At 66.7% G+C, this 22,842-nt stretch carries 22 protein-coding genes, 2 tRNA genes, 1 other RNA gene and 2 pseudogenes; 19 read left to right on the top strand and 8 right to left on the bottom strand.

Annotated elements, in window-relative coordinates; translation table 11 throughout:
- Window positions 1-119 precede the first annotated feature (119 nt).
- The 3 genes and pseudogenes from ACEL_RS12995 to ACEL_RS10510 form a co-directional block, all read right to left on the bottom strand.
- Window positions 120-452, bottom strand: a pseudogene (locus tag ACEL_RS12995) (carbohydrate binding domain-containing protein); the annotation flags it as partial.
- A gap of 249 nt (window positions 453-701) precedes the next feature.
- Window positions 702-1,895: pseudogene (locus tag ACEL_RS10515) on the bottom strand (chitinase); the annotation flags it as partial.
- Window positions 1,896-2,378: 483 nt separating this feature from the next.
- Complete coding sequence (locus ACEL_RS10510) at window positions 2,379-3,272, bottom strand: sigma-70 family RNA polymerase sigma factor (RefSeq protein WP_011720867.1); 894 nt, start codon at window positions 3,270-3,272, stop codon at window positions 2,379-2,381.
- 276 nt (window positions 3,273-3,548) lie between these two features.
- Between ACEL_RS10510 and flgN the strand changes: the two genes are divergently transcribed.
- From flgN to ACEL_RS10485, 4 genes are all read left to right on the top strand, one after another.
- Complete coding sequence (flgN, locus tag ACEL_RS10505; protein ID WP_011720866.1) at window positions 3,549-3,971, top strand: flagellar export chaperone FlgN; 423 nt, start codon at window positions 3,549-3,551, stop codon at window positions 3,969-3,971.
- Window positions 3,968-4,396, top strand: a complete 429-nt coding sequence (locus tag ACEL_RS10500) for a hypothetical protein (protein WP_011720865.1) — start codon at window positions 3,968-3,970, stop codon at window positions 4,394-4,396. Before flgN ends, ACEL_RS10500 begins: the two co-directional genes overlap by 4 nt.
- 1,071 nt (window positions 4,397-5,467) lie before the next feature.
- Window positions 5,468-6,085: a DUF47 domain-containing protein gene (locus ACEL_RS10490; protein WP_011720863.1), complete on the top strand. Its 618-nt coding sequence runs from the start codon at window positions 5,468-5,470 to the stop codon at window positions 6,083-6,085.
- Between the two features lie 2 nt (window positions 6,086-6,087).
- Entirely contained in the window at window positions 6,088-7,089 is a 1,002-nt protein-coding gene (locus ACEL_RS10485; RefSeq protein ID WP_011720862.1) for an inorganic phosphate transporter, read from the top strand.
- Between the two features lie 12 nt (window positions 7,090-7,101).
- On the opposite strand, the gene mshD is transcribed toward ACEL_RS10485, so the two are convergent.
- Both mshD and ACEL_RS10475 read right to left on the bottom strand, forming a co-directional pair.
- Window positions 7,102-8,085: a mycothiol synthase gene (gene mshD, locus ACEL_RS10480; RefSeq protein ID WP_011720861.1), complete on the bottom strand. Its 984-nt coding sequence runs from the start codon at window positions 8,083-8,085 to the stop codon at window positions 7,102-7,104.
- Between the two features lie 4 nt (window positions 8,086-8,089).
- Window positions 8,090-8,875, bottom strand: a complete 786-nt coding sequence (locus tag ACEL_RS10475) for a winged helix-turn-helix transcriptional regulator (RefSeq protein WP_011720860.1) — start codon at window positions 8,873-8,875, stop codon at window positions 8,090-8,092.
- A gap of 73 nt (window positions 8,876-8,948) precedes the next feature.
- Between ACEL_RS10475 and ACEL_RS10470 the strand changes: the two genes are divergently transcribed.
- From ACEL_RS10470 to ACEL_RS10435, 8 genes are all read left to right on the top strand, one after another.
- Complete coding sequence (locus ACEL_RS10470) at window positions 8,949-9,227, top strand: MoaD/ThiS family protein (RefSeq protein ID WP_011720859.1); 279 nt, start codon at window positions 8,949-8,951, stop codon at window positions 9,225-9,227.
- Window positions 9,224-10,003, top strand: a complete 780-nt coding sequence (locus tag ACEL_RS10465) for an LmeA family phospholipid-binding protein (RefSeq protein ID WP_011720858.1) — start codon at window positions 9,224-9,226, stop codon at window positions 10,001-10,003. Before ACEL_RS10470 ends, ACEL_RS10465 begins: the two co-directional genes overlap by 4 nt.
- Window positions 10,000-11,094, top strand: a complete 1,095-nt coding sequence (locus ACEL_RS10460) for a Re/Si-specific NAD(P)(+) transhydrogenase subunit alpha (RefSeq protein ID WP_011720857.1) — start codon at window positions 10,000-10,002, stop codon at window positions 11,092-11,094. Before ACEL_RS10465 ends, ACEL_RS10460 begins: the two co-directional genes overlap by 4 nt.
- Window positions 11,091-11,414, top strand: coding sequence for an NAD(P) transhydrogenase subunit alpha part 2 (locus tag ACEL_RS10455; protein ID WP_011720856.1), 324 nt, complete (start codon window positions 11,091-11,093; stop codon window positions 11,412-11,414). The genes ACEL_RS10460 and ACEL_RS10455 overlap by 4 nt, the downstream gene beginning before the upstream one ends.
- A complete protein-coding gene (locus tag ACEL_RS10450) occupies window positions 11,411-12,787 on the top strand; it encodes an NAD(P)(+) transhydrogenase (Re/Si-specific) subunit beta (RefSeq protein ID WP_011720855.1) in 1,377 nt (458 codons plus the stop codon). Before ACEL_RS10455 ends, ACEL_RS10450 begins: the two co-directional genes overlap by 4 nt.
- 135 nt (window positions 12,788-12,922) lie before the next feature.
- Window positions 12,923-13,432, top strand: coding sequence for a tRNA adenosine deaminase-associated protein (locus ACEL_RS10445; protein WP_049751518.1), 510 nt, complete (start codon window positions 12,923-12,925; stop codon window positions 13,430-13,432).
- Window positions 13,433-13,470: 38 nt separating this feature from the next.
- On the top strand, window positions 13,471-13,905 hold the full coding sequence (tadA, locus tag ACEL_RS10440) for a tRNA adenosine(34) deaminase TadA (RefSeq protein ID WP_011720853.1): 435 nt from the start codon (window positions 13,471-13,473) through the stop codon (window positions 13,903-13,905).
- Between the two features lie 47 nt (window positions 13,906-13,952).
- Window positions 13,953-14,042 (top strand) — tRNA-Ser (locus ACEL_RS10435).
- A 259-nt stretch (window positions 14,043-14,301) separates the two neighbouring features.
- Here the strand turns inward: ACEL_RS10435 and ACEL_RS12705 are convergent.
- A complete protein-coding gene (locus ACEL_RS12705) occupies window positions 14,302-14,499 on the bottom strand; it encodes a cold-shock protein (RefSeq protein WP_011720852.1) in 198 nt (65 codons plus the stop codon).
- Between the two features lie 265 nt (window positions 14,500-14,764).
- Window positions 14,765-14,851 (bottom strand) — tRNA-Ser (locus tag ACEL_RS10425).
- A 61-nt stretch (window positions 14,852-14,912) separates the two neighbouring features.
- On the opposite strand from ACEL_RS10425, the gene ffs reads away from it, so the two are divergent.
- The 4 genes from ffs (at window position 14,913) to ACEL_RS10410 (ending at window position 18,236) form a co-directional block, all read left to right on the top strand.
- Window positions 14,913-15,009: signal recognition particle sRNA small type (gene ffs / locus ACEL_RS11785), an RNA gene on the top strand.
- Between the two features lie 73 nt (window positions 15,010-15,082).
- A complete protein-coding gene (locus tag ACEL_RS10420) occupies window positions 15,083-16,996 on the top strand; it encodes a DNA polymerase III subunit gamma and tau (RefSeq protein ID WP_011720851.1) in 1,914 nt (637 codons plus the stop codon).
- Window positions 16,997-17,107: 111 nt separating this feature from the next.
- Entirely contained in the window at window positions 17,108-17,707 is a 600-nt protein-coding gene (gene recR, locus ACEL_RS10415) for a recombination mediator RecR (RefSeq protein ID WP_011720850.1), read from the top strand.
- Window positions 17,700-18,236, top strand: a complete 537-nt coding sequence (locus ACEL_RS10410) for a DUF5063 domain-containing protein (RefSeq protein WP_011720849.1) — start codon at window positions 17,700-17,702, stop codon at window positions 18,234-18,236. Before recR ends, ACEL_RS10410 begins: the two co-directional genes overlap by 8 nt.
- 32 nt (window positions 18,237-18,268) lie before the next feature.
- Here the strand turns inward: ACEL_RS10410 and ACEL_RS11735 are convergent, their stop codons facing one another.
- Window positions 18,269-19,054, bottom strand: coding sequence for a hypothetical protein (locus ACEL_RS11735; RefSeq protein ID WP_011720848.1), 786 nt, complete (start codon window positions 19,052-19,054; stop codon window positions 18,269-18,271).
- 60 nt (window positions 19,055-19,114) lie between these two features.
- On the opposite strand from ACEL_RS11735, the gene ACEL_RS10395 reads away from it, so the two are divergent.
- The 3 genes from ACEL_RS10395 (at window position 19,115) to ACEL_RS11730 (ending at window position 22,809) form a co-directional block, all read left to right on the top strand.
- The gene (locus ACEL_RS10395; protein WP_011720847.1) at window positions 19,115-20,383 is read left to right on the top strand and encodes an aspartate kinase; all 1,269 of its coding nucleotides are present in this window, start codon (window positions 19,115-19,117) and stop codon (window positions 20,381-20,383) included.
- Window positions 20,384-20,409: 26 nt separating this feature from the next.
- Window positions 20,410-21,471 carry an aspartate-semialdehyde dehydrogenase gene (locus ACEL_RS10390; RefSeq protein WP_011720846.1) on the top strand — a complete coding sequence of 354 codons (1,062 nt, stop codon included), beginning with the start codon at window positions 20,410-20,412 and terminating at the stop codon, window positions 21,469-21,471.
- Between the two features lie 123 nt (window positions 21,472-21,594).
- The gene (locus tag ACEL_RS11730; RefSeq protein ID WP_011720845.1) at window positions 21,595-22,809 is read left to right on the top strand and encodes a sialidase family protein; all 1,215 of its coding nucleotides are present in this window, start codon (window positions 21,595-21,597) and stop codon (window positions 22,807-22,809) included.
- Window positions 22,810-22,842: the final 33 nt, after the last annotated feature.

The following is a 22,842-nucleotide window of genomic DNA, read 5'->3' as shown; positions in this document are numbered from 1 at the left end:
CGGCGCCGGCATCGGGTGGTGTGGTTGTGGGGGGTGGGTGGCGTGGCGCCCACCCCCCGTGTTGTGGGGTTAGGTGAGGGGTTGGTGGTGTCGGTGTTTTCTGCGGTGTGCGCCGGGGTTTAGGTGAGGGTGATGTCGTCGGCGTAGTAGGTGGGTTGGGCGTACCAGCCGTGGATGTAGACGGTCATGGTGGTCTGGGTGGGCCCGGTGGTGACCCGGATGGTCAACTGCTGGTAGGCGCCACCGGTGCCCGGGGTCCAGGTGTTGACATCCCCACTGGCCCCATTAGCCCCCAGGTACACATACGACCCGTTCACCCACGCCGACACCGTGTAGGTGGTATTCGGGGCCACGCTCACCGTCTGGGTGCACTGGCCGGTCGTCGAACCCGTCGGCACCCCCGCCAACGCATACCGGCCGGAATGCACCGGCGATCCGACCACCGCATCCGGCGCCTGACAACTCCACCCCGACACATCACCGGTCTCAAACCCCCCATTCACCACCAACCCCGCCGACGGCGACGGACTCGGAGACGGCGACGGAGACGGCGACGGCGACGGGGACGGGGACGGGGACGGGGACGGGGACGGGGACGGGGACGGGCTCGGGGACGGCGACCCGCTCGGCGACGGGCTTGGGGACGGCGACGGGGACGGAGACGGGCTCGGGCTTGGCGACGGGCTTGGGCTGGTGGTCGCGCACGGACCATTGTCCTGCCAGACCCCCGACCCGCCCGTGCTCGGCGGCTCCCCCTGCGTCCACCACTTCGCCGTCCAATTGTGCCCGTTATAACTCACCACATTCCCCCCCACATACACCGTGCTGTTGTCATACGCCGGCGCACACACCGGCAACGACGACGGAGACGGAGACGGATTTGTGGTAGGGGGGTTACTGCCGGCGAACTGTACGTCAAACTTCGTGAAATCCCAGTCATTTTGGACGACGCTGCTGCAGGTGCCGGACGTCGTACTTGTTGCGCCGCCCGGGCACTGCCGGTCTCGATTGACGGACCAGAATGTGTAACGTCCCAACCCGACTGAACGGGCGAAGTCGAGGTTTGACTGAAAATCAGCCTGGTAGAAGTATTCGCCGGTGTCAGATCGACCATTCATCTGTGAGATGCCTTCATGCGCCCAGGCGGTAGCCGAATCCCAGCCAAACGTGTTCATGAGGATGGTATGGAACTGCTGAAGAGCGCTCTGCTGACTCGCAGCTCCATTGAAGCCGCCGTCGAAAGGCATGATGGAATAGTTGTTTGGTGTAAAGCCAAGACCCTTTGCGGTGTTCAACACGTTCTGGCCGAAGTAGCCCGTTCCGGATGCAGTCCCGGGCAAGGTGATGGAGATGTACAAGCCGGGATTGTTGCGCTGAAGAATTTGTGCCGCCCCGACCTCGTTACTGACGGCGGTGAGGTTCTCGTACTCCGGCTCCTCCAGGTCAAAGTCGATCGCCTTGAGAGCGTATTTATCGATGACCGCTTGATAGGCTGCGGCGGTTGCCTGTGGTGAACTGCAGACCTGCCCGAGTTTTGTACCTGCATAACCGCCGATGGAGACGGACACATCGCCACCAAGCGATCGGACCTGGTTGATGACATTCGCGACGGTCGTGTCAGAGGATACCGGGTTCGTGCCGTCCCAGGCTGGACTACAGGAACTGCCGTTGGCCAGAATGAAGGCCAGCATGAACGCCTTTTCATTTGTCGCGGCCATGACGGTGGCCAGGTCGGGCGGGCTATTGTCCAGCGGCATGACGTAGGGAGCCTGGGCATACCACGCTTGGGCGAGGGTCGCGGCCGAAGCCGACGGCGCGGTGGCGGCGACGGTTACACCCGACAGGACCAGGCCGGAGGTCAGTGCGGCGATCGTTGCAGCTTTGGCGCGTTGCACGGCAACTCCTTACACCTCGGATGACGACGCACGCTGTGCACTCGCACTGCTGGAAACGCAGGTGGGCGTCGTCACCCGTCCACGTGCCGGCGAGCGTCGCCGGAACACACTCCCCCGCAGCGACCAGGGTGCGACGAGAGGTCCAGTCCTGTCAAGAGATTGGACTAGACCAACGGACGCGCGGCAGCATTCGCCGTCCTTGGGCGGTAGGGTTCGCTGTCCTGTCGACGGCGTGACGTCGCCCGCCATAAGTGCCGCATGGCCGACGGTGTTGGGTGGACGCCAGTGAAGGGGTTGGCGTCCGGCGAGGCGGCCGGGCACAGGGGAACGGCCGACCGGCGACTCGGCGGCCGACGGTGGCTCTGCGGTTGTCCCCGGGATCCCGCAACCAACCGGCGGCTCGGCGGTTGTCCCGCGATTCTGCAGCCGACCGGCGGTCCTATAGCCGACCCGCGGTCCCGCAGCCGACCGAACGCCGTGCGGTTAGGCGGACGCCCTCCGTTCGGTGAGATCCACGCGGACGTGTCGGGCGCTGATCCGTGTCCGGAAATCAGAACTGGCGGCGATCGCGGCGTAGTACGCGGCCTTCCGTCGGGCCACGCAGCCGTCGGGCCGCGGCTCTTCGGGCAACTGTTCCGGAGCCAACATTGCGGTCATGCCGTCCCGGAGCAAGCTCAGCGCCTCCGCCCGCATCTGAGAGATTCGCGATTCGGTTACCCCGAGTTCCTCAGCGAGCTCGGCCATCGGCCGCTCCTGGAAGAAGTAGCCTTCGACAACCGTCCGCAACCGCGGCGGGAGTGCGGCGACCGCATCGAGCAGGTAATTCACCCGCTCGCGGTTGAGGAGAACATCCTCCGGCCCAGGGTCTTGGTGGGGAAGCATTCCCTCGAGTGTTCCGGCGTCCGCAAAGCCCTGCAGGCTGAGCACGACCGCACGGTGAACGTCACCCTCGGTCGAAGCGAGCTCATCGACGGAAACTCCAAGGTGCTCGGCAAGCTCGGCCTGCGTCGGCAATCGGCCGAGGACCGCGGCCAGCTCTTCTTCGGCTGCAGCGCGCTGACGTGCCTTCACGCGGACCGAGCGGCTCGCCCAGTCGTGGCTGCGGAGTTCGTCAATAATGGCGCCACGGATTCGGACGGTGGCGAATCTCGCGAATGGTACGCCTCGGGACGGATCGTACGTCCGGGCGGCCTGCGCGAGCGCCATCATTCCGGCCGATGTCAGGTCATCGCGGTTGACGTGCCCCGGCAGTTTACTGGCCGTCTCGGCAACGAGATACCCAACAAGCGGCAGGTGGTCTTTCACCAGCTGGTCAATCGTATCGTTGTGCGATACATGAGCACCTGGTTGCTCACGGGGAGTCTTGGTGGTCGCCATGTCAGTGTCATCGCCGATTCACCCGGTGCGTCTTGACTCCAAACGGAGTAACCGCTCCGCTGATAGACCAGAAACTGCCCGGAGTGACTAGGTGCGGCGCGGCAACCGGCGGAATGCGCGTTGGTCCGGACGCGGCCTCGTGATGCCGGTCAGCGCAATCGCCGCAGTTTGGGCGGCGGGCACGCTCAGTCCTCATCGGTTGGATGTCGAAGTCATCCAACAAGTACGCCGAATGCGAACATGAGATGATGACCGGACCGCGTCACGAGGTGAGATATGTCACAACTTGCCGAGCTGTCTGAGCTCCTCTGGCGGGAACGACAGGCACTCGACGTGCTGCTCTTCAAGCTTGAGGAGGAGCGGCTCGTGCTCGACGCCGGACGACTGGAATGGTTGGCCCGCGCCGGCCACGAGGTTGAGCTTGCTGCTGAAGAGCTTCGTCTCGCCGGACTCGCCCGGGCGGTTGGTGCCGAGGCTGTTGTCGAGGAGCTCCGGCTTGCGCCCACCGCAACCCTTGCGGAGATTGCCGCTGCGGCACCGACGCCATGGGGAGAGATGTTCGCCGCTCATCGGGAAGCGATGCTGCGGCTCTCCGCACGCATCGACGAGCTCGCCGAGGCGAATCGGCGGGCGGTGGAGGCTGCCCGGGACGCCGCGGTTCGCGAGGCACGGACGGCGACCGGGGAGTTGATCTGGTGACCTTCTTTTCGACCGATCTACGCGGCGAGCCGGCCACCGGGGTCACCGATCGGCTCGGTGCCGTGGATCCCGATGCTCTCCGATTTCGGATCACCCTGCTTGATGCGGCAGCCCGGGTGACCGTGCGGCGGAACGTGACACTGCGCGGGCTGCTCGCGCGCCTACGTCGCGGGTTGGGGACGACGAGCTCGAGCCGGCACGAGCCTCTCCTGTTACCGCCGTCCGACGTCCGGGGTTCCGTCAGTGATTGCCACGACGGGCATGCAGTCGACGACTTCGACGGCTGCTCCGCATACCGTTCGCGGGAGGGCCGCGTGCTGGTCGACGCCGCCTACCGGGCGGTGCTGCGCCGTCCTCAGCCGTTACCGTCCGCTCTGCGCGAATTCGTGGGCTGCCAGCGGAATGAACCGCGCCGAATGATCTGATCGACCTCACCCATCACGACCTGCTCCCCCAGTTCCCCCCGACCGCAACTATTTCCTGCGTCACCTGCACTGTGGGTGGAGCTTGCGGATGACTCTGGGGTGACGTTCGCGGATGACGCTTGGCGGATGTGCGCATGACTCTTGGGTGGTGTTTGCGGGCGACACTTGGTGGGTTTGCGGATGACCGCCAGACGGAAGGCGTTGCGTGCGTACGTCCCAGGCAGTCCCGGTCGGCTACGACACCTCCCGTACCTCCTCCTAACGGATTACTCCATTCGATGGGTGCCGATCCGAGGCGGCGTCGAGTCGCGCGACGAGGGGAAGCATCGCACCGTGTCGTATCTGGCGGAAATCCCACAATGTGACCGCGGCGTGCCGCTCAGGTGTCTAAGGTGAACTCCGCGAGGGGGGAGGCGGCGTACCTGACCAGCGACACAACGGGCAGGCTGGGCGCGAGCTTCGCGGGGAAGGAGGCGGGGCTCAAGTGACGAGGCGCGCGCCGGAGAATCAGGCTGGTTCGGAATCGTCTCGCCGGAGTTCCGGACGAGGATCAGCCGCGGCGCCGAAGACGATCGTCACATCGCAACCCGGTGATCCCAGGTTGGCGGATCCGGACACCCTGGAAGAGATCGACCTCTACAGCGAGCTCATGATCCACGCTTCTCGCAGAGATGGACGGCTCAGCACACAAGAGATCGACAAAATTCTTGGCCTCACCAGTGAGTCGCACCAGGCCGATGAGTCGCGCCAGCAACGTGATCGTCGTCCGGACCGACGCTCGTCGTGATCACCGGCCGGTAGAACGCGTACCGCCGCACCGTTGCTTCCGCGCATCGCACAGGGGGTCCTGCTCTCCTCAGCGGTGCACGGTACGGCCTCGCGGCCGATGCCGATCGCGGGCGGTGCAGGGTTTGACCCCGCGGCCTGCACCGATCCCGCTTGAACGTACCGGGACGTCACGTCGCGGGAACGGTGGCGGGTAGGTTGCCGTGGGTCTGGTGAGCACGGCTCATCAGGACTCATTAGCATCAGCGCGGAACCGTTCGACGTCTGTGGCCGAGGAGATCAACTGTGCGATTCCGCCTGACCCCGGAGGGTCCTGCCTTCTTCGACATGTTTGCGACCTCGGCCGCCACGCTCGTGCGCGGGATTCAGGCAGCAAGCCGGATTTTCCTCCCGGACGCCGACCGGTCGGCGGTTGCGGACGAGGTGCGCCGTATCGAGCATGAAGCGGACGAAATTACCCACGGCATTTTGCGCCGGCTCAACTCAACATTTGTAACCCCGTTTGATCGCGACGACATTTACCGGCTCGCCGGCCGGCTCGACGACGTCATGGACTTTGTCGAGGCCGGCACCGACCTCATCGTCTTGTACCGGTTGAGCGAGCTGCCGCAAGAGATCGCCGAGCAGGTCCACGTCTTGGAGCGGGCAGCCGCCATTACGGCGGACGCGATGCCCCGGCTCCGCACCCGCAAGGGACTGGACGCGTACTGGATCGAGGTGAACCGGTTGGAAAACGAGGCTGATCAGTTGCATCGCCGGCTGCTGGCCAAGCTCTTCGACGGCCACCTCGACGCGTTGACCGTACTCAAGCTCAAGGAGGTCTCCGACCAGTTCGAGTCGGCCGCGGACGCCTTCGAAAATGTGGCGAACACGGTCGAGACGATCGTGGTCAAGGAGACCTGACGATGACCACGGCCGCAATCATCCTCATCGTCGTGGTCGCCTTGGCATTTGATTTCACCAACGGCTTTCATGACGCCGCCAACGCGATCGCGACGTCAATCTCCACCCGGGCGCTGACGCCGCGAGTCGCCCTTGGCATGTCGGCGATCCTGAATTTGATCGGAGCTGCGGTGTCAACCCGGGTCGCGGGTACCGTCGGTAAGGGCATCGTCGCTGCTCCCCAGGGCAGCCGCGGTCTTGCGCTCGTGTTCGCAGCGGTCATCGGTGCCATCGCGTGGAATCTCCTCACCTGGTACTTCGGCCTGCCGTCGTCCTCGTCACACGCGCTCATCGGCGGGCTGGTAGGTGCCGCCGTCGTCACGAAGGCGGGGTTCAACGCCGTCCACTGGTCAGGGGTCATCGACAAAGTCGTGATTCCGATGGTGATTTCACCATTGGTCGGCGTGGCGGCGGCATTTGTTCTGATGCTCGTCATTCTGTGGGTTTTTCAACGCGCCAAGCCCGGTCCGATGAACAAGGGCTTCCGGTATTTGCAGACGTTGTCCGCGGCGGCCATGTCCTATTCACACGGCACCCAGGATGCGCAGAAGACTATGGGTGTCATCACGCTGGCGCTGGTGACCGGAGGCTACATTCACAGTTTCCGCGTACCGGCGTGGGTCATCTTCTCAGCCGCAGCCGCGATGGCGGCCGGCACGTACGCCGGGGGGTGGCGCATCATCCGAACGCTCGGGCGCCGGATCATCCAGCTCGACCCGCCCCGGGGTTTCGCCGCTGAAGCGACCTCATCTGCTGTCCTTCTTACGGCGGCACATTTCGGCGCGCCGGTCTCGACGACGCACGTCATCACCTCCGCAGTTATGGGGGCGGGTGCGACGCGGCGGATATCGGCCGTCCGTTGGGGTGTCGCGGCCAACATTGTGTTGGCGTGGATTTTCACCATTCCCGGTGCCGCGGTGACCGCCGCGCTGGTTCATCTCGCGGTGATGCCGATCGCCGGCTGAGCCGCCGGGCGGTCAGCTCGTTCCTTCGCCGTTCGCAGTGCCGCCGCGCTCGAAGAGGACATCGGTGCCCCAGTGCCGAAATCCGAGGGACTCGTAGAGCCGGATCGCCGGTGCATTGGTGGCATCGACGTACAGCATGACGTGCGGAAGGCGGCGCGACCGCAGGTAGCGGAGCCCGACGATGGTGAGGGCGCGGCCGAGTCCCAGTCCCTGAGCCTTCGGATCCACCCCGAGGATGTACACCTCGCCCAGCGGCTCGTGACCGTGGCCTGAACTGCCGTTGGAGGCTTGGCCCGCCGGCGAGCCGTGCACCTTCGTCCAGTGAAATCCCACCAATTCACCGTCACGTTCGGCCAAGAAGAAGCCGTCCGGATCGAACCAGCTTTCCTGCATCCGCCGGTGGAGGTCCTCCAGCGTCCACGAACCTTGCTCCGGATGGTCAGCGAACGCCCGGGCGTTCAGCGCGATCCACGCGTCGTCATCCGCGCCAGGTCGAAACGTACGGATCTGGACGTCATCGGGCAGGGTGACCGGCGGCAGCGGGGCGAACAGATCCCGGCGCATTTGCAGCAGAACGCGTCGGCGCGCGAAGCCCAGCCGGCGGGCCATTGCCTGCGCCGCAGGGAGTTCGCCGTGCGCCCAGAGCCGCAACCGGCCGCCGGTCCTGGCGAGGATCGCCTCGACCAGCATCGTGCCGAGCCCACGGCCGCGAAAATCCGGCGCGATGACCAGCTCCGCACTTGGCGCCTCGACCGGATCGGTTGCGTCGAGATGCGCATAACCCGCCAGGCGCGGCTCGTCGTCGTCCACCCAGAGCAAGAGGTTGCAGCCGCGCTCGTCGCCCCCGTACCGCAGGTGCAGGACGACGTGCTCGGAGAGCGGTTGGACGCCGTCGGTGTCCGTCGCGTCGTCAACGAGAGCAAAGACCCTCGGGAGGAGCGCAGGTGCGAGTCGTCCGTGCGGTTCGATCCGAATCGAAGCGGGCAATACCGTCACGTGCCTACGGTAGTGCGGCGTCTTCAACCCCGGTCGCGCGGTCGGAAACCCCGGTCGGACGGTCGGACTCTTGATCATCTCCTGGAGCCCCGCGATGGGCTGCCGCGCGGTCGGCCGAGGGAAGGACGAACTTGTACCCGACGTTGCGCACCGTGCCGATCAGCGATTCGTATTCGGTGCCGAGTTTTGCGCGCAGCCGGCGTACGTGCACATCGACGGTTCGGGTGCCCCCGTAATAGTCGTAGCCCCACACCTCCTGGAGCAGTTGCGCACGGGTGAAAACCCGGCCGGGATGCTGCGCGAGGTACTTGAGGAGTTCGAATTCCTTGAACGTCAAGTCGAGGGTGCGGCCGCGCAACCGCGCCGAATACGTCGCCTCGTCGATGACCAGGTCACCGGAGCGGATTACCTCGTCGCTCCCGCTGCGCCGCTGCGCCGCGGCCATTCGCCCGGTCGCCAGCCGCAGCCGTGCCTCCAGCTCCGCCGGGCCTACCGTGTCAAGGAGAACGTCGTCGAAGCCCCATTCGGCGGTGACCGCTGCCAACCCGCCTTCGGTGACAACCACGAAGAGCGGGATGGCCAGGCCGGTTGTCCGCAGCGTCTGGCATAGCGACCGGGCATGTGCAAGATCCCGGCGGCCGTCGACGAGAATCGCATCGGCGGCCGGGACGTCCAGCAGGGCGGAGAGCTCGGCGGGGAGGACGCGGACCCGGTGCAAGAGGAGACCGAGCGCAGGCAACACCTCCGCCGACGGTTGGACGGCGTTCGTGAGGAGGAGAAGTGTGGCCACGGCTCTCGTCGTCTCGGTGTTCTGGATCACAAGCCAGGATACGGCGTCCACGTTTCGGCAGGATTTCTGACGCGTGACCACCGGTGAACGCGAACAGCCGCGCTGCACGGTCCGGTACTGGGCCGCGGCGCGGGAGGCGGCCGGGGTCAGCAGCGAGGAAGTGGCCGCCGGAACCCTCGCCGACGTGCTTCACGTGCTCCGGGCGCGCAGCCCGCAATTGGCGGAGGTCGTCTCGCGGTCGGCGTTCCTGGTGGACGGCGTACCTGCCGGGCGGCGCGACCCGACACAGGTCCTGCTTCATCGCGGCAGCGTCGTCGACGTGCTGCCTCCCTTCGCCGGGGGTGCCCGGTGACGAAGCTGCTCGGCGTCGTCGTCCTTCTGCTCGGGTTGCTCTTCGCCGCCGACCGGATTGCCGCACATGAGGCGGAGAGCGAGCTGGCCAGTGTCGTGCAGCACGCCGCCCGGCTGCCGCGTCGGCCGACGGTCAGCGTCGGTTTTCCGTTTCTCACGCAGGTTCTGCGCGGCCGCTACACCGATATCACTGTCCGGGCGACGGATCTCTTCGCGGATGCGGCCGGGAAGCCCATACCGGACACGTCGTCCCTGCAGCTGGATTTCGCCGGCGTCCACGTGCCGCTGTCCCGTCTCCTCCAGCGCGACTTCCGGCACGTCCCCGTGGACCGGATCGCCGGGACGGCGGTCATACCCTTCGACCGGATCAGCGCGGCGGCGCATGTGCGGAACCTTGCGATCGCTCCTGGTCCCGCGCCTGACGAACTCGAATTCCGGCTCTCGGTGGCGGCCATCGAGGTCGGCGTTGTCGCTCGGCTGAGCATTGACGGGACGGTGCTTGCCGTCACGCCGGTGCAGATCACCGGCACGGAAGACGCGGCGGTCAGCGCCGTCATCGAAGCTCAACTGCGCCGGGAGTTGACCTACCGGGTGCAGATTCCCGGCATGCCGGCAGGAGTGAGCCTCACCAATGTCACCGTGAATCCCGCCGGCGTTTCCCTCGACGCCGCAGGCCGGAACGTCACCCTCGACGCGGTGGTTCCGGCGAACGCCCGTGCCGCTGAGCAGGGGTCGGCGATGGCGCGCCGCTGTCGTGCCGTAAGTTGCGTGCCATGAACATCGTCGCCGTCAGGGAGACTGCCCCCTACGAGCGTCGGGTCGCCGTCGTACCCGACACGGTGACTCGACTTCGATCCGCCGGACACACCGTTGCCGTCGAACAGGGGGCCGGCGAGGCCGCCGGGTATCCCGACGAGGTGTACCGCGACGCGGGCGCACAGATCGTGCAGCGGGAGGCATTGTCGGACGCAGACGTCGTCCTTGCCGTGCAACCGCTGCCAACAGAAGATGCCCGGCGATTGCGGGCGGGCTGTCTTGTGCTGAGCTTCCTGCAACCGGCGGCGTACGCAGAGTTGCTTCACATCCTCGCCGAGCGCAAGGCAAGCGCGATCTCCTTGGACCGCCTGCCGCGTATCTCCCGGGCGCAGAGCATGGATGCGCTCTCCTCGCAGGCGCTGGTCGCCGGCTACCGGGCGGCCCTCATCGCAGCCGAGAAATTGCCGCGGTTCTTCCCCTTGCTCATGACCGCCGCCGGGACGGTTCCGCCGGCAAAGGTCCTGGTTCTCGGCGCCGGGGTCGCCGGGCTGCAAGCGATCGCCACGGCGCGTCGCCTCGGCGCAGTGGTCTCGGCGTACGACGTCCGGGCCGCGGCGGCCGAGGAGGTGCGCAGTCTCGGGGCGACATTCATCGATCTCGGCTTGGAAACGCTCGAGGGCGCCGGCGGTTACGCCCGGGAGATGACCGAGGAGCGGGCCGCCAAACAGCGGGAACTGCTCACCCCTCATCTGGCCGCGTCGGACGCGGTCATCACGACCGCGGCGGTTCCCGGCCGGCGGGCGCCTCTGCTCGTCGACCGGCGCATGGTCGAGGCGATGCGGCCCGGCACGGTCATTGTGGACATCGCGGCGGAATCCGGTGGGAACGTCGAACTCTCCAAGCCGGGTGAAGAGGTTCTGCATAACGGCGTGCTCATTTGGGGCGGCCGGAACGTGCCGAGCGGCATGCCGTACGACGCCAGTCGGCTCTACGCGCGGAATCTCGCGAATTTGCTCGTCATGCTGACGCGGGACGGGGAGGTCGTCCTGGATCTCTCCGACGAGATCGTCGCAGCGTCGCTCGTCGTCCACGAAGGGCAGGTGCGGACGTGAACAATATCGAGCTGCTGACCGTTTTCATGCTCGCCGTTTTCGTGGGCTTCGAGGTCATTTCCAAGGTTTCCACGATTCTGCACACGCCGTTGATGTCCGGCGCGAACGCGATTCACGGCATCATTCTGGTCGGCGCAATTCTCATCACGGGTGTCGCCTCCACCGGCGTCGAACTCGGACTCGGTCTGGCGGCCGTCGTTCTCGCGACCGCGAACATGGTCGGCGGCTTCGTCGTCACCGATCGGATGCTCGAAATGTTCAAGGGACGCCGACCAGGGCGCGACGCTGGGCAGGCGGGAATGAAGGAGGGCGCCCGGTGAGCAACGGGGTTCTCTTCGCCTATTTCGTGACGGCGCTCTGTTTCATCCTGGCGCTCAAGGGTTTGTCGTCGCCCAAATACGCACGGTACGGCAACCTTATTGGTGCGTTCGGGGCGGCGCTCGCCGTCGTCGTCACGTTGACCCTGCACGGTCTCGGCCACCGGCTGCCCATCATCATCGCGATTGTCGTGGGCACGCTCATTGCCGTGCCGGCGGCGCGGTTGGTGAAAATGACGGAAATTCCGCAGATGGTCGCGATGTTCAACGGCGTCGGCGGCGCCGCCGCGGCTTTGGTCTCTCTCAACGAGTACGTCAAGCAGCACGCGGTTGATTCCGGCGGTGTCGCGGCGGCGGTCGTCTTCAGCGGGATCGTCGGGAGCGTGAGTTTCACCGGTTCCCTGGTGACTTTTGCGAAATTGCAAGGCATCATGACGGGCCGGCCGATCGTGCTCCCTGCCGCGCGGGTCGTCACGCCCGTGGTCGCCCTTGCCTCGCTCGGGCTGGGTATCGCCGGCATCGCGTTGACCAGCGTGCCGCTGGTCGTCGTGTGCGCCGTTCTGGCCCTGCTCCTCGGCGTCCTGTTCGTTCTTCCCGTGGGCGGAGCCGACGTGCCGGTGGTCATTTCCTTGCTCAACGCCTTCACCGGGTTGACCGTCGCAGCCTCCGGTTACGTGCTGCAGAACACCCTGCTCATCGTGGCCGGAACCTTGGTGGGCGCATCCGGAACGCTGTTGACGCAACTGATGGCTCAGGCGATGGGGCGCCCGTTGACGGGGATTCTCTTCGGTGCGTTCGCCGGTCCGACGACCGCCGGTTCCACCGCCGAGCTGGCCGGCGATCGCGCAGTCCGGTCGGCAGGGGCGGAGGACATTGCGATTCTGCTGGGTTATGCGCGGAAAGTTGCGATCGTCCCAGGGTACGGATTGGCCGTCGCGCAGGCGCAGCATACCGCCCGGGAACTGGCCGACGTCCTGGAAGCGCGCGGGGTGCAAGTGTTCTACGCGATCCATCCGGTGGCGGGCCGGATGCCGGGGCACATGAACGTGCTGCTTGCCGAGGCGAATGTTCCGTATGAGCAGCTGAAGGAAATGGACGCCGCCAACTCCGAATTCAGCTCGACCGATGTCGCGGTGGTTGTCGGCGCAAACGACGTCGTCAATCCAGCAGCGCGCGACCTGCCGGGCAGCCCGCTCTACGGGATGCCGATTCTCAACGTGGACGAAGCAGCGAACGTCGTCTTCCTCAAACGGTCGCTCCGCCCGGGATTCGCGGGCATCGACAATGCGCTGCTCTACCACCCAAAGACCACGGTCTTCTTCGGGGACGCCAAGGAGTCCCTGGCGAAAATCGTTGCCGCGGTCAAGAACCTCTGATCGTCGGCCTGGCGCGACGCCCGCGTCCGCGGGTATCGCCAGCGGGTCCGGTGCCGGTCCACCGGACACAGCCACGGTGTTCGGCGCACAATGAGGCCTAGACGCCCCTGCGGCGTTGGGTCGACGTCCGAGAGCGTGGAACGGGAGACAACGGTGTCGCAGCTGGCTGCGCTGGTTGCCAAGGACGGCCACCGGTGGCACGGCGCCGAAATCGATCTCGGGGAACTCCGGGATATCGACGACCTTGCGGACGCGATGCGGCTTGCCGCCCGCGGTGATGAGCCCGTCTTCGTCTTCGTCGAAGAAGATGACGAATGGTTTGCCGTGGTCCGGATCGACGGGGGAGAGGAGCCGCGGGTCTTCGTCTCCGACGTCCGGATGCTTGCCGTGAGTGATATTGCGGAGCGATTCTTCGCAGATCTCGTCGTTGACACCGCGGAGACGGAGACCGATGACGCCGTCGCCGGCGCTCGGATGCGGGCGGACGCCCAACCCGGCGGCGACACCGGAATTCTCGCGGACTTCGGTATCTCAGCGAAGCAACTTGTGGCAATGTGCCGCCGCGAAGGGCAGGTCCCGGCTGACGTCATCACCGAGATTGCTGACCAGCTGGGATGCGTCGACGAGATTGAGGTCTACCGCTGAACATCGCCCCTGGCGTCGCGGCTTCATTTGAGGAGCCGATGCGGCTCGCCCTCCAGGAGGCCGCCCGTGCCGAGAAGGTGGCGGACGTTCCCGTTGGCGCGATCGTCCTCGGCCCCGGCGGCGACGTACTGGGTCGCGGGCACAATCAACGGGAAGCGGCGGCGGATCCGACAGCGCATGCAGAGATCGTCGCTTTGCGGGCCGCGGCTTGGCGCCTCGGTCGATGGCGGCTCGACGGGTGCACGCTGGTCGTCACGTTGGAACCGTGCACGATGTGCGCGGGAGCCATCGTCCTCGCGCGGCTTGATCGACTCGTCTATGGCGCCGTTGACCCGAAATCCGGCGCGGTGGGGTCGCTCTGGGACGTCGTCCGCGATCGGAGGCTCAATCACCGGCCGGAAGTGATCGCCGGCGTGCTCGCCGACGAATGCGGGCAGGTGCTGCGGACGTTTTTCTCCGGGCGTCGCGGCTGACAAGGGTGGTAAGCCGACGGCCGGTTCGCTTCGCTACGCTGTCTGGCGGTGGAGTCGCCTAGTGGCCGATGGCGCACGCCTCGAAAGCGTGTGAGGGTGCAAGCCCTCCGTGGGTTCAAATCCCACCTCCACCGCCACGACTGCGGATGACGCAATACGAAGCTCGTCAAGACGTCGCGCGATGCGGCGCGAAGAACGTGACGCCTCGCACGATGCCGTGCGAAGCGCGTCAAGACGACTGATGATGTCGTACGGCGCGAAGCACGTGGCCACAGGTGATCACCTTGTTGCGATCGCCGCGCTGAACGCCGGGCGATCCGTTCCGTGTGCACTCACCGGAAGAAACGACTGTGGGTTGGCCACGACGGCCAACCCACAGTCGGTGCGAAGTCTGCGTTAGATCGGGCGAACGTTGGCGGCCTGCGGCCCCTTCTGCCCTTGCGTGATCTCGAAGTCGACCCGCTGGTTCTCCGCCAAGGTCCGGTAACCCTCGCCCTGAATGGCCGAGTAGTGGACGAAGACGTCCGAGCCGCCGTCGACCGCGATGAAGCCGAAACCCTTCTCGGCGTTGAACCACTTGACTACACCTTGCAACGTGCTCTCCTTACTGGAACTTCGCCGACCACACCTCGCGGCCGACCGGCCGCCGCGATGGGTGTCACCGCGCAATGGTTCCGCGGCGTGAGAGAACACGTGCTGGGAACTGCGACCTTCGATCACGCTAGCAGGTCCGCCGCCGTACCGCCAGGCCGAGGCCATCCCGGGGAATACGCCGAGAGCGGACGGACGACGCGGACCGCGCCGGACACCAGCCGCCTTCCCGGGGCCGGCGTACCGCCGCACCGCGGGTGGGTCCGAGCGGAGGATGCGGGATTTGAACCCGCGAGAGGGTTGCCCCTCTACACGCTTTCCAAGCGTGCGCCCTCGGCCGCTAGGCGAATCCTCCGCAGGCAGGGTAGCCGATGTGGACGCCGGCCGCCGTCGGTGCCGGCGTGCATAGACTTGGCGGAGACCCCTCGCGCGGCGTCCATCTCGCCAACCCCCCCAGGGCCGGAAGGCAGCAAGGGTACGCGGGCTCTGACGGGTGTGCGGGGGGTCCTTTCGTGATTTCGTGCGACCGGCCGGACAGACACGAACCCGTCGCGTGCGCGACGATGGGCGGGCGGAGGATGGCGTCATGACCCTTGCCCTGTACCGCAAGTACCGGCCCGCGACCTTCGCCGAAGTGATCGGCCAGGAGCACGTGACCGAGCCGCTTCGGCAGGCGTTGCGTCACAACCGGGTCCACCATGCGTACCTGTTCTCCGGCCCCCGTGGCTGCGGCAAGACGTCGTCCGCCCGCATCCTCGCCCGGAGCCTCAACTGCGAGCAGGGCCCGACACCGGACCCATGCGGGGTCTGCCAATCATGCCGGGATTTGGCGCCGAGTGGTCCGGGGAACGTCGACGTCATCGAGATCGATGCGGCGTCGCACGGCGGCGTCGACGATGCGCGTGACCTGCGCGAGCGGTCGTTTTACGCCCCGGCTGTCTCGCGATTCAAGGTGTACATCATCGACGAAGCGCACATGGTGACCGCCGCAGGTTTCAATGCGCTCCTCAAACTCGTCGAAGAACCGCCCCCGCATCTCAAATTCGTTTTCGCCACCACGGAACCGGACAAGGTTCTGCCCACCATCAAATCGCGCACCCACCACTATCCATTCCGCCTGGTGCCGCCGGCGGTTCTCCGCCAGCACCTGGCTCACATTTGCGAACAAGAAAAAGTCGCGATCGAACCCGGGGCGTTGAATCTCGTCGTCCGGGCTGGAGCGGGATCCGTACGGGACGCCCTGTCGATCCTCGACCAGCTGATTGCCGGGGCCGGGAGCGAGGGCGTGACCCATCGGTACGCCGCGGCACTCCTCGGTTACACCGACGCCGCCCTGCTCGATGAAGCCATCGAGGGGCTGGCCCGCGGCGACGGCCCGGCGGTTTTCTCGGTGGTGACGTCGGTCATCGACGCGGGTCACGACCCCCGGCGTTTTGCGGAAGATATCCTGCAGCGGCTGCGCGACCTGATCGTTGTGGACGCCGTGCCGGATGCGCCGGCGCGCGGTTTGCTCGACGTCCCAGAGGATGCGATGGACCGGATGCGCCGGCAGGCCGCTGCATTTGGTCGCACCGCGTTGTTGCGTGCCGCGGAGATTGTCAGCGCCGGCCTGGCGGAAATGCGCGGTTCGGTCGCTCCGCGACTGGTGCTGGAATTGATCGTCGCGCGGCTTCTCGTTCCGGCGGCGGATCGGGGAGAGACCGGTGTGCTCGCCCGGTTGGAGCGGATCGAGCGGCGGCTCGGGTTATCGGCCGGCGGGTCCGTGGCCGGTGAATTACCCGATCAGGGACAGGCGACCGGTCCTTCGACACGACCGAGCCGGGCGGTTGATGAACCGGTGCGACATGGCCCGGCGGTTGGTGAACCGGGCCGTGAAAGCGCCCAGCCCAGGACGGGTTCCCGGCCGTCGGCCCGTGAGGCCGTCGAATCCTCGGCCGGTCCGCCGGGCCGTGAGGCCGTGGACTCCTCGGCCAGTCCACGGGTGCCGCGGCGAGACGCACCGGCCGACCAGGCGGCTGTCCTGCGGGCGTGGGACGACGTCCTTGAAGCCACGAAGCAGCGCCGCCGCGTCGCGCACTCTCTCCTGATCTCCGGTCCAGCCCAGGTGGTCGACGTGCGTGGGTCGACCATTGTCGTCGGCTTCACCACCCCGGCGCTCGAACGGCAATTTGCGCTGGGACCGCGCAACGAAGAAGCGCTCGCGGGGGCGCTGACGGACGTCCTCGGCGGGCAGTGGCGGATCGAGACGACGGTCCTTGGTTCCACCGGATCCGGCCCCGAGGTGACCGGAACCGCCGCGGTCGGCGCGGAACGACCCCACTCGTCCACCTCGGGAAATCGCGGAGCAGCTGAGCCGCGCGATCCTGAGCCGGACGATCTGCCGGGAGACGGGGTCGATCCGGATGATCCACCCGTTGAGACGTCCGAGAGCGAGACGGAGCACCTCGCGCTGCTCCAACGGCACCTGGGAGCGACTGTGATCGAGGAGGACGTCGACTGACGGCGTTGCAGCCGTCTGTGATCTTCCCGGCACCGTACGCTCGTCTCGATGACGACGGAGGCGCCCGGATTGCCCGGGTGCTGCGGATGGCGAGAGGCAGTGCGGTGAGCCGTGTACGAAGGCGTAATCCAAGATCTCATTGATGAGCTTGGCAAGCTGCCCGGGATCGGCCCCAAGAGCGCGCAACGCATCGCCTTCCACATCCTGGGCGCGGACCCTAGCCAGGTCCGGCGTCTGGCCGAGGTCCTGCTGGATGTCAAGGAGCGCATCCGGTTCTGTGCGATCTGCGGCAACGTCGCCGAGCACGAGCAGTGCCGGATTTGCGCGGATCCGCGCCGGGACCCGACGGTGCTCTGCGTGGTCGAAGAACCCAAGGATGTCGTGGCGATTGAGAAGACCCGCGAGTTCCACGGGCGTTATCACGTCCTCGGCGGCGCGATCAGCCCCATCGACGGCATAGGTCCAGATGATCTTCGAATCCGTGAGCTCCTTCAGCGCCTGGCCGACGGCACGGTCAAAGAACTGATCCTGGCCACAGATCCGAATTTGGAGGGTGAAGCGACCGCGACGTACCTGGCACGATTAGTCAAACCACTCGGTGTGCGGGTCACCAGGCTCGCCAGCGGTCTACCCGTCGGCGGCGATCTCGAGTACGCCGATGAGGTGACCCTCGGCCGCGCGCTGGAAGGTAGGAGGCAGCTCGATGTCTGACCCCCTGGTGGAGAGCAGGTCGGAGGACCTCGGCGAATTCGCGGCCGAGATCGCCGATCAAGTTGAGAGTTTCGTCATCGCCGTACGGGAGATCGCCCGCAGTACGGACGCCGGTTCCGCCGTGTCCCTGCTTCTGTTGGAGGTGTCGCAGCTGCTGCTCGCCGGCGGGCGGCTGGGGGCCATCACGGACATCGTTCCGCCGGAACCGTTCGAACCTGATGTCGGCCCGGACCCGGATATCGATGATCTCCGCACCCGATTGGCGAAACTGCTGGCACCGATCGACCGATACGTCGAGATTTTCGATCCGTACGAGAATCCGCCCAGCGCCACGACGTTCGTGATATCCGACGACCTCGCGCTGATCGTTTCGGATCTGCTGCATGGGTTGGCGCATTTCCGGGCCGGACGGCCGGTTGAGGCCTTGTGGTGGTGGCAGTTCTCGTACCTGTCGCATTGGGGGACGCACGCCGGCGCCATGGTCCGGGCCCTCCAATCGGTCGTCGCGCATGATCGGCTCGACGTGTAGGCCTGGCTCCGGTCTGCGTGCCTCGCAGGATCTCAGCCGCCGGAGCCTGCCGGGGTCGGCTGCGGCGTGAGCGGCACCGGCGACGCGGGGAGCTGGAAATCGCCCGGAACCGGTGCGCCGTCCACGCTGATGAGGCTGATGGAACTGGACCGGAAGAGTGCTGCGGCGAGGATTCCGTCAGCCGTGAAGCAGTAGGTCCCCGGGGTGAGCGCGATGGACGCGGCGGTGAAGGTGACGGCAAAACAGGTCGCGCTGTAGCCGGCGATGGTCCGGGGTTCAGGCGTGCCGGCGACACGGACGTCGTCGCTGCCGGCCAGGGCCTCCAGGGTCGAGGTGAAGACGTGCTGCAACCCCGGGTCGAGGGACGGCGGAACGGTGCTCTTTGGGCCGGCCAGTGTCACGCACGCCGGTGCGCTCGTACCGGTCGGCGGCGGTGTCGGCGGCCCGGGGAGGGTGCAGGAGAAGGTTCCCTGGGCCGTGACGAGAATCCGCAGTGCCGCGGCGCCGGTCTCGGTGACGTCCAGCCGGACGGCGTCCGGCGTCCGGTATACCGCGACCGTGCCGCTTCGCGGCGGGCTGGTGCCAAGCGCGCGGTACGTGGCGGTGTACGACGCGTGCAGGGCCCGCGCGGCCGCGGCGCGGAGCGCCAGGAGCGGACCAGCGGTCGACGTCTGGGCACCCGTTGACGGCGGCGGTGTCGGCTGATGCGCCGAGCAGCCGGCGAGAAGGACGCCGACGAGGCCGACGGCAGAGCAGACGACGACCGGCGCCGGCCACCGCACACCGCGGGATGATCGGCCGCCCGCTGACCTCGGCATGGGCGTCAGCGTAACCGGGACCGGTAGACTGCCGGCGGTTCGTCCATGTGAGGAGCACGCGTGCCGCTCATCGTGCAGAAGTACGGTGGGTCATCCGTTGCCGACGCGGAGCGCATCAAGAAGGTTGCGCAACGGATCGTCGCCACCCGCAAGCAGGGCTACGACGTCTGCGTCGTCGTCTCCGCGATGGGCGACACGACCGACGAACTTCTCGACCTCGCCGCCCAGGTCTCGCCGATGCCGCCGCCGCGCGAGCTCGACATGCTGCTGACGGCCGGAGAGCGCATCTCCATGGCCCTGCTGGCGATGGCGATCGCCAATCTCGGCATGGAGGCCCGTTCGTTCACCGGCAGCCAGGCCGGCGTCATCACCGATTCACGGCACGGTCGTGCGCAGATCATCGACGTGACACCGGGCCGCATCCGTGAGGCGCTTGCCGCCGGGCACATCGCCATCGTCGCCGGCTTCCAGGGGGTGGCCCAAGACACGAAGGATGTGACCACGCTCGGCCGCGGCGGGTCGGACACCACCGCGGTTGCCTTGGCCGTCGCGCTCGGCGCCGAGGTCTGTGAAATCTACACCGACGTGGACGGCGTGTTCACCGCGGATCCGCGGATCGTCCCCACTGCGCGGCAAATCCCTCGAATTTCGTACGAAGAAATGCTGGAAATGGCGGCCGCCGGTGCCAAGATTCTGCACTTGCGGTGCGTCGAATACGCGCGGCGGTTCAAAATGCCGATTCACGTGCGATCCTCGTTCTCGACCAAGCCGGGGACGTGGATCGTCGATATTCCCCCGGAGGAGCAGATGGAAGCGCCGATTATCTCCGGTGTCGCACACGAACGCGGCGAAGCGAAGATAACCGTTGTCGGTGTCCCGGACAAACCCGGTGAGGCCGCACAGATTTTCCAGGTCATTGCCGACGCCGGCATCAATGTCGACATGATTGTGCAGAACGTGTCGTCGACGGCGACCGGACGGACCGACATCACCTTCACCCTCCCGACCTCCGATCTGCCGACTGCGATGGCCGCGCTGAGCAAGGCGAAGGACCGGATCGGGTTTGAGGGTCTCCTCTCCGACGACCAGATCGGCAAAGTCTCGTTGATCGGCGCCGGCATGCGAACGCAACCCGGTGTCACGGCCAAGTTTCTGACGGCGCTGGCGGACGCGGGCATCAACGTCGAGATGATTTCCACGTCGCAGATTCGCATTTCCGTCGTCATCCGCGAAGATGACCTGCCTGCGGCGGTGGCTGCGCTGCACCGGGCCTTCGAATTGGACGATCCGGAGGGACAGGCGGTCGTCTATGGTGGAACCGGCCGGTGACGATTCGGGCGGCTGAAGGAGGGGTCGTGACCGAGCGGTCGTTCCACGTCGGCATCGTCGGCGCAACCGGGCAGGTCGGCGGCGTGATGCGCCGGATCCTCGCGGAGCGGCATTTCCCGGTCGCCTCGATCCGGTTCTTCGCCTCGGCCCGATCGGCCGGGCGTACCCTGCCGTGGCAGGACGGCGAGGTTGTTGTCGAGGACGCCGCCGCCGCCGACCCCGCAGGTCTTGACATCGTGCTCTTCTCGGCGGGAGCCGGCACGTCCCGTGCTCTTGCGCCGAAATTCGCGACCGCCGGCGCGGTTGTCATTGACAATTCATCGGCCTGGCGGATGGACCCGGACGTCCCTCTCATCGTCGCCGAGGTGAATCCGCACGCGCTCTCCGGCATGCGCAAAGGCATCATCGCCAACCCGAATTGCACGACGATGGCGGCGATGCCGGTGCTCAAGCCGTTGCACGACGCTGCCGGATTGATTCGCCTGGTGGCGAGCACGTATCAGGCGGTCTCCGGCAGCGGGCTGGCAGGCGTCGAAGAGCTGGACAAGCAAGTCCGCCAGGTTGTTGACCGCGCCCATGACCTGACCCATGACGGACGGGCGGTCGACTTCCCGGCACCGCAGAAGTACGTCCGGCCGATTGCGTTCAACGTCGTGCCGGTAGCCGGCAATTTCGTCGATGACGGCAGCGGCGAGACCGACGAGGAACAGAAGCTTCGCAACGAGAGCCGGAAGATTCTGGGAATTCCGGATCTCCGGGTTTCCGGCACGTGTGTGCGCGTTCCCGTTTTCACCGGCCACTCGCTGTCGATCAACGCGGAATTTGCGCGCCCGCTGCCGGCGTCCCGCGCCGTCGAATTGCTCGAGTCCGCACCCGGCGTGCGCGTGGTCGACGTCCCGAATCCTCTGGAGGCGGCAGGGACCGATCCGAGTTATGTCGGGCGGATCCGCCAGGACCACTCCGTCCCCGACAACCGTGGGCTCGTCCTGTTCGTGAGCAACGACAACTTGCGCAAGGGCGCGGCGCTCAACGCCGTCCAGCTCGCTGAACTCGTCGCCGCGCAGTGGAGCTCGCTCCCGCGGCGGTGACAGGTCGCTGAGCGCGGTCTGTACTCCAAACCGGTGGGCACGCTCGCTCCGACGCCGAACAATTGCAGCGCTTACTGACCGCTCGGCGTCCTACGGCAAAACTGTGCGGGAGGAGGACCACCCATGCGCGGCCATCTTTCCTGGATGGGTTGTGCGGCCGCCGCTCTTGTCTTGGTGACGGCGTGCGCCGCGCCGAATGGACAATCCCCACGCGCCGCCGGATCGGCGCCTGGTCTAGCGGCGAGCAAGGCACGTAACGGCTCCGCGTCCCCTGCCGGCGGGGCGAGTCGGGGCGGCGCCGTGGGCGCCGCCGCGGTGCGGCAGCTCCGCCTGCGAGGACAGATCGGCGTCCGACTTGCCGGCGAAACCTTGGCCGTCACCCATGACGGTGGCCGGACCTGGGCGCCGGTATCGCTGCCGGCAGGGCTGGCTCCGGCGAACATCGCGGCCGTTGATTCAGCTCCCGACGGTGCTCCGCTGCTCGCCGCGGTGGACCCCACGGGGTCGGTGCACGTCTACCGCTACGCCGCCGAGTGGAGCGCGGTACGGCTCGATCCACGGTGGCCGGCCGGCACCTCGACGGCGGACGGCACCGAACAGGTTGCATTCCACCCGGCCGCCGGCGGGATCGTCGCCGTCGTCGTCTCCCTCGCTGGCGGCGGATTCAGCGCCGAGCATGCGCTTTTCGTCTCCACCGACAACGGCGGGCATTTCGGACCGCCGGCGACGCCGAACGGTCCGGATGTCAACGTGCGCTGGTCCGGTCTGCTCATGGTGACGCCGCGGATCGGCGTCCTCGTCGCGGGTCCCACGCAGGAATTGCTCCTGCGCACCACGGACGGCGGTGCGTCGTGGCAACGACTGTCTGTCCCCGGCGTCGGCGGCCCCGGCACGTTCGCCCTCGGGGCTCCGGTGCTCAGCGGGTCACGTATCGACATTCCGGTGACCGTGCAGGCGGCGGCCGACGGAAGCCGGGAGAAATTCTTCCTGCTCGCTAGTGACGATCAGGGTGCGACCTTCACCGTCCGGGGCGTCGCTCTGGACATCCCAGCGGATTTCGCCCCGACCGGCGCCGTAACGGGAAACACCGGGTCCACCTGGTGGGTGGTTGCGCCGTCCATCGGCACGGTGTATGAGACGACCGACGACGGCGCCAGTTGGCGGACGGTTCACGAAACCGGACTCGCGCTGAACACCGTCGCGGTCACCCTCACCGGCCCAGCAGCCGCAACCGCGGTAATCGCGGTGAATTCATGCGCCAATGACAAGAGTGAGTGCACGATGACCGTCACGGTCGAACAGACCACGGACGGCGGTGCGACCTGGTCCCCCGCGTGAGCCGATCAGGAATGTTGGGCGCGTCCGGCGGAT

Source organism: Acidothermus cellulolyticus 11B (assembly GCF_000015025.1).
Classification (GTDB): Bacteria; Actinomycetota; Actinomycetes; order Acidothermales; family Acidothermaceae; genus Acidothermus; species Acidothermus cellulolyticus.
Note: the sequence above shows the minus strand (reverse complement) of the source record. Positions and strands in the feature narration are given on the sequence as shown.

What these genes read in the sequence shown, in the direction of transcription:
- ACEL_RS10510 (WP_011720867.1), bottom strand. Translation starts at nt 3,272, where the DNA reads ATGGCGACCACCAAGACTCCCCGTGAGCAACCAGGTGCTCATGTATCG.
- flgN (WP_011720866.1), top strand. Translation starts at nt 3,549, where the DNA reads ATGTCACAACTTGCCGAGCTGTCTGAGCTCCTCTGGCGGGAACGACAG.
- ACEL_RS10485 (WP_011720862.1), top strand. Translation starts at nt 6,088, where the DNA reads ATGACCACGGCCGCAATCATCCTCATCGTCGTGGTCGCCTTGGCATTT.
- ACEL_RS10460 (WP_011720857.1), top strand. Translation starts at nt 10,000, where the DNA reads ATGAACATCGTCGCCGTCAGGGAGACTGCCCCCTACGAGCGTCGGGTC.
- tadA (WP_011720853.1), top strand. Translation starts at nt 13,471, where the DNA reads ATGCGGCTCGCCCTCCAGGAGGCCGCCCGTGCCGAGAAGGTGGCGGAC.
- ACEL_RS10420 (WP_011720851.1), top strand. Translation starts at nt 15,083, where the DNA reads ATGACCCTTGCCCTGTACCGCAAGTACCGGCCCGCGACCTTCGCCGAA.
- ACEL_RS10410 (WP_011720849.1), top strand. Translation starts at nt 17,700, where the DNA reads ATGTCTGACCCCCTGGTGGAGAGCAGGTCGGAGGACCTCGGCGAATTC.
- ACEL_RS11735 (WP_011720848.1), bottom strand. Translation starts at nt 19,054, where the DNA reads ATGCCGAGGTCAGCGGGCGGCCGATCATCCCGCGGTGTGCGGTGGCCG.
- ACEL_RS11730 (WP_011720845.1), top strand. Translation starts at nt 21,595, where the DNA reads ATGCGCGGCCATCTTTCCTGGATGGGTTGTGCGGCCGCCGCTCTTGTC.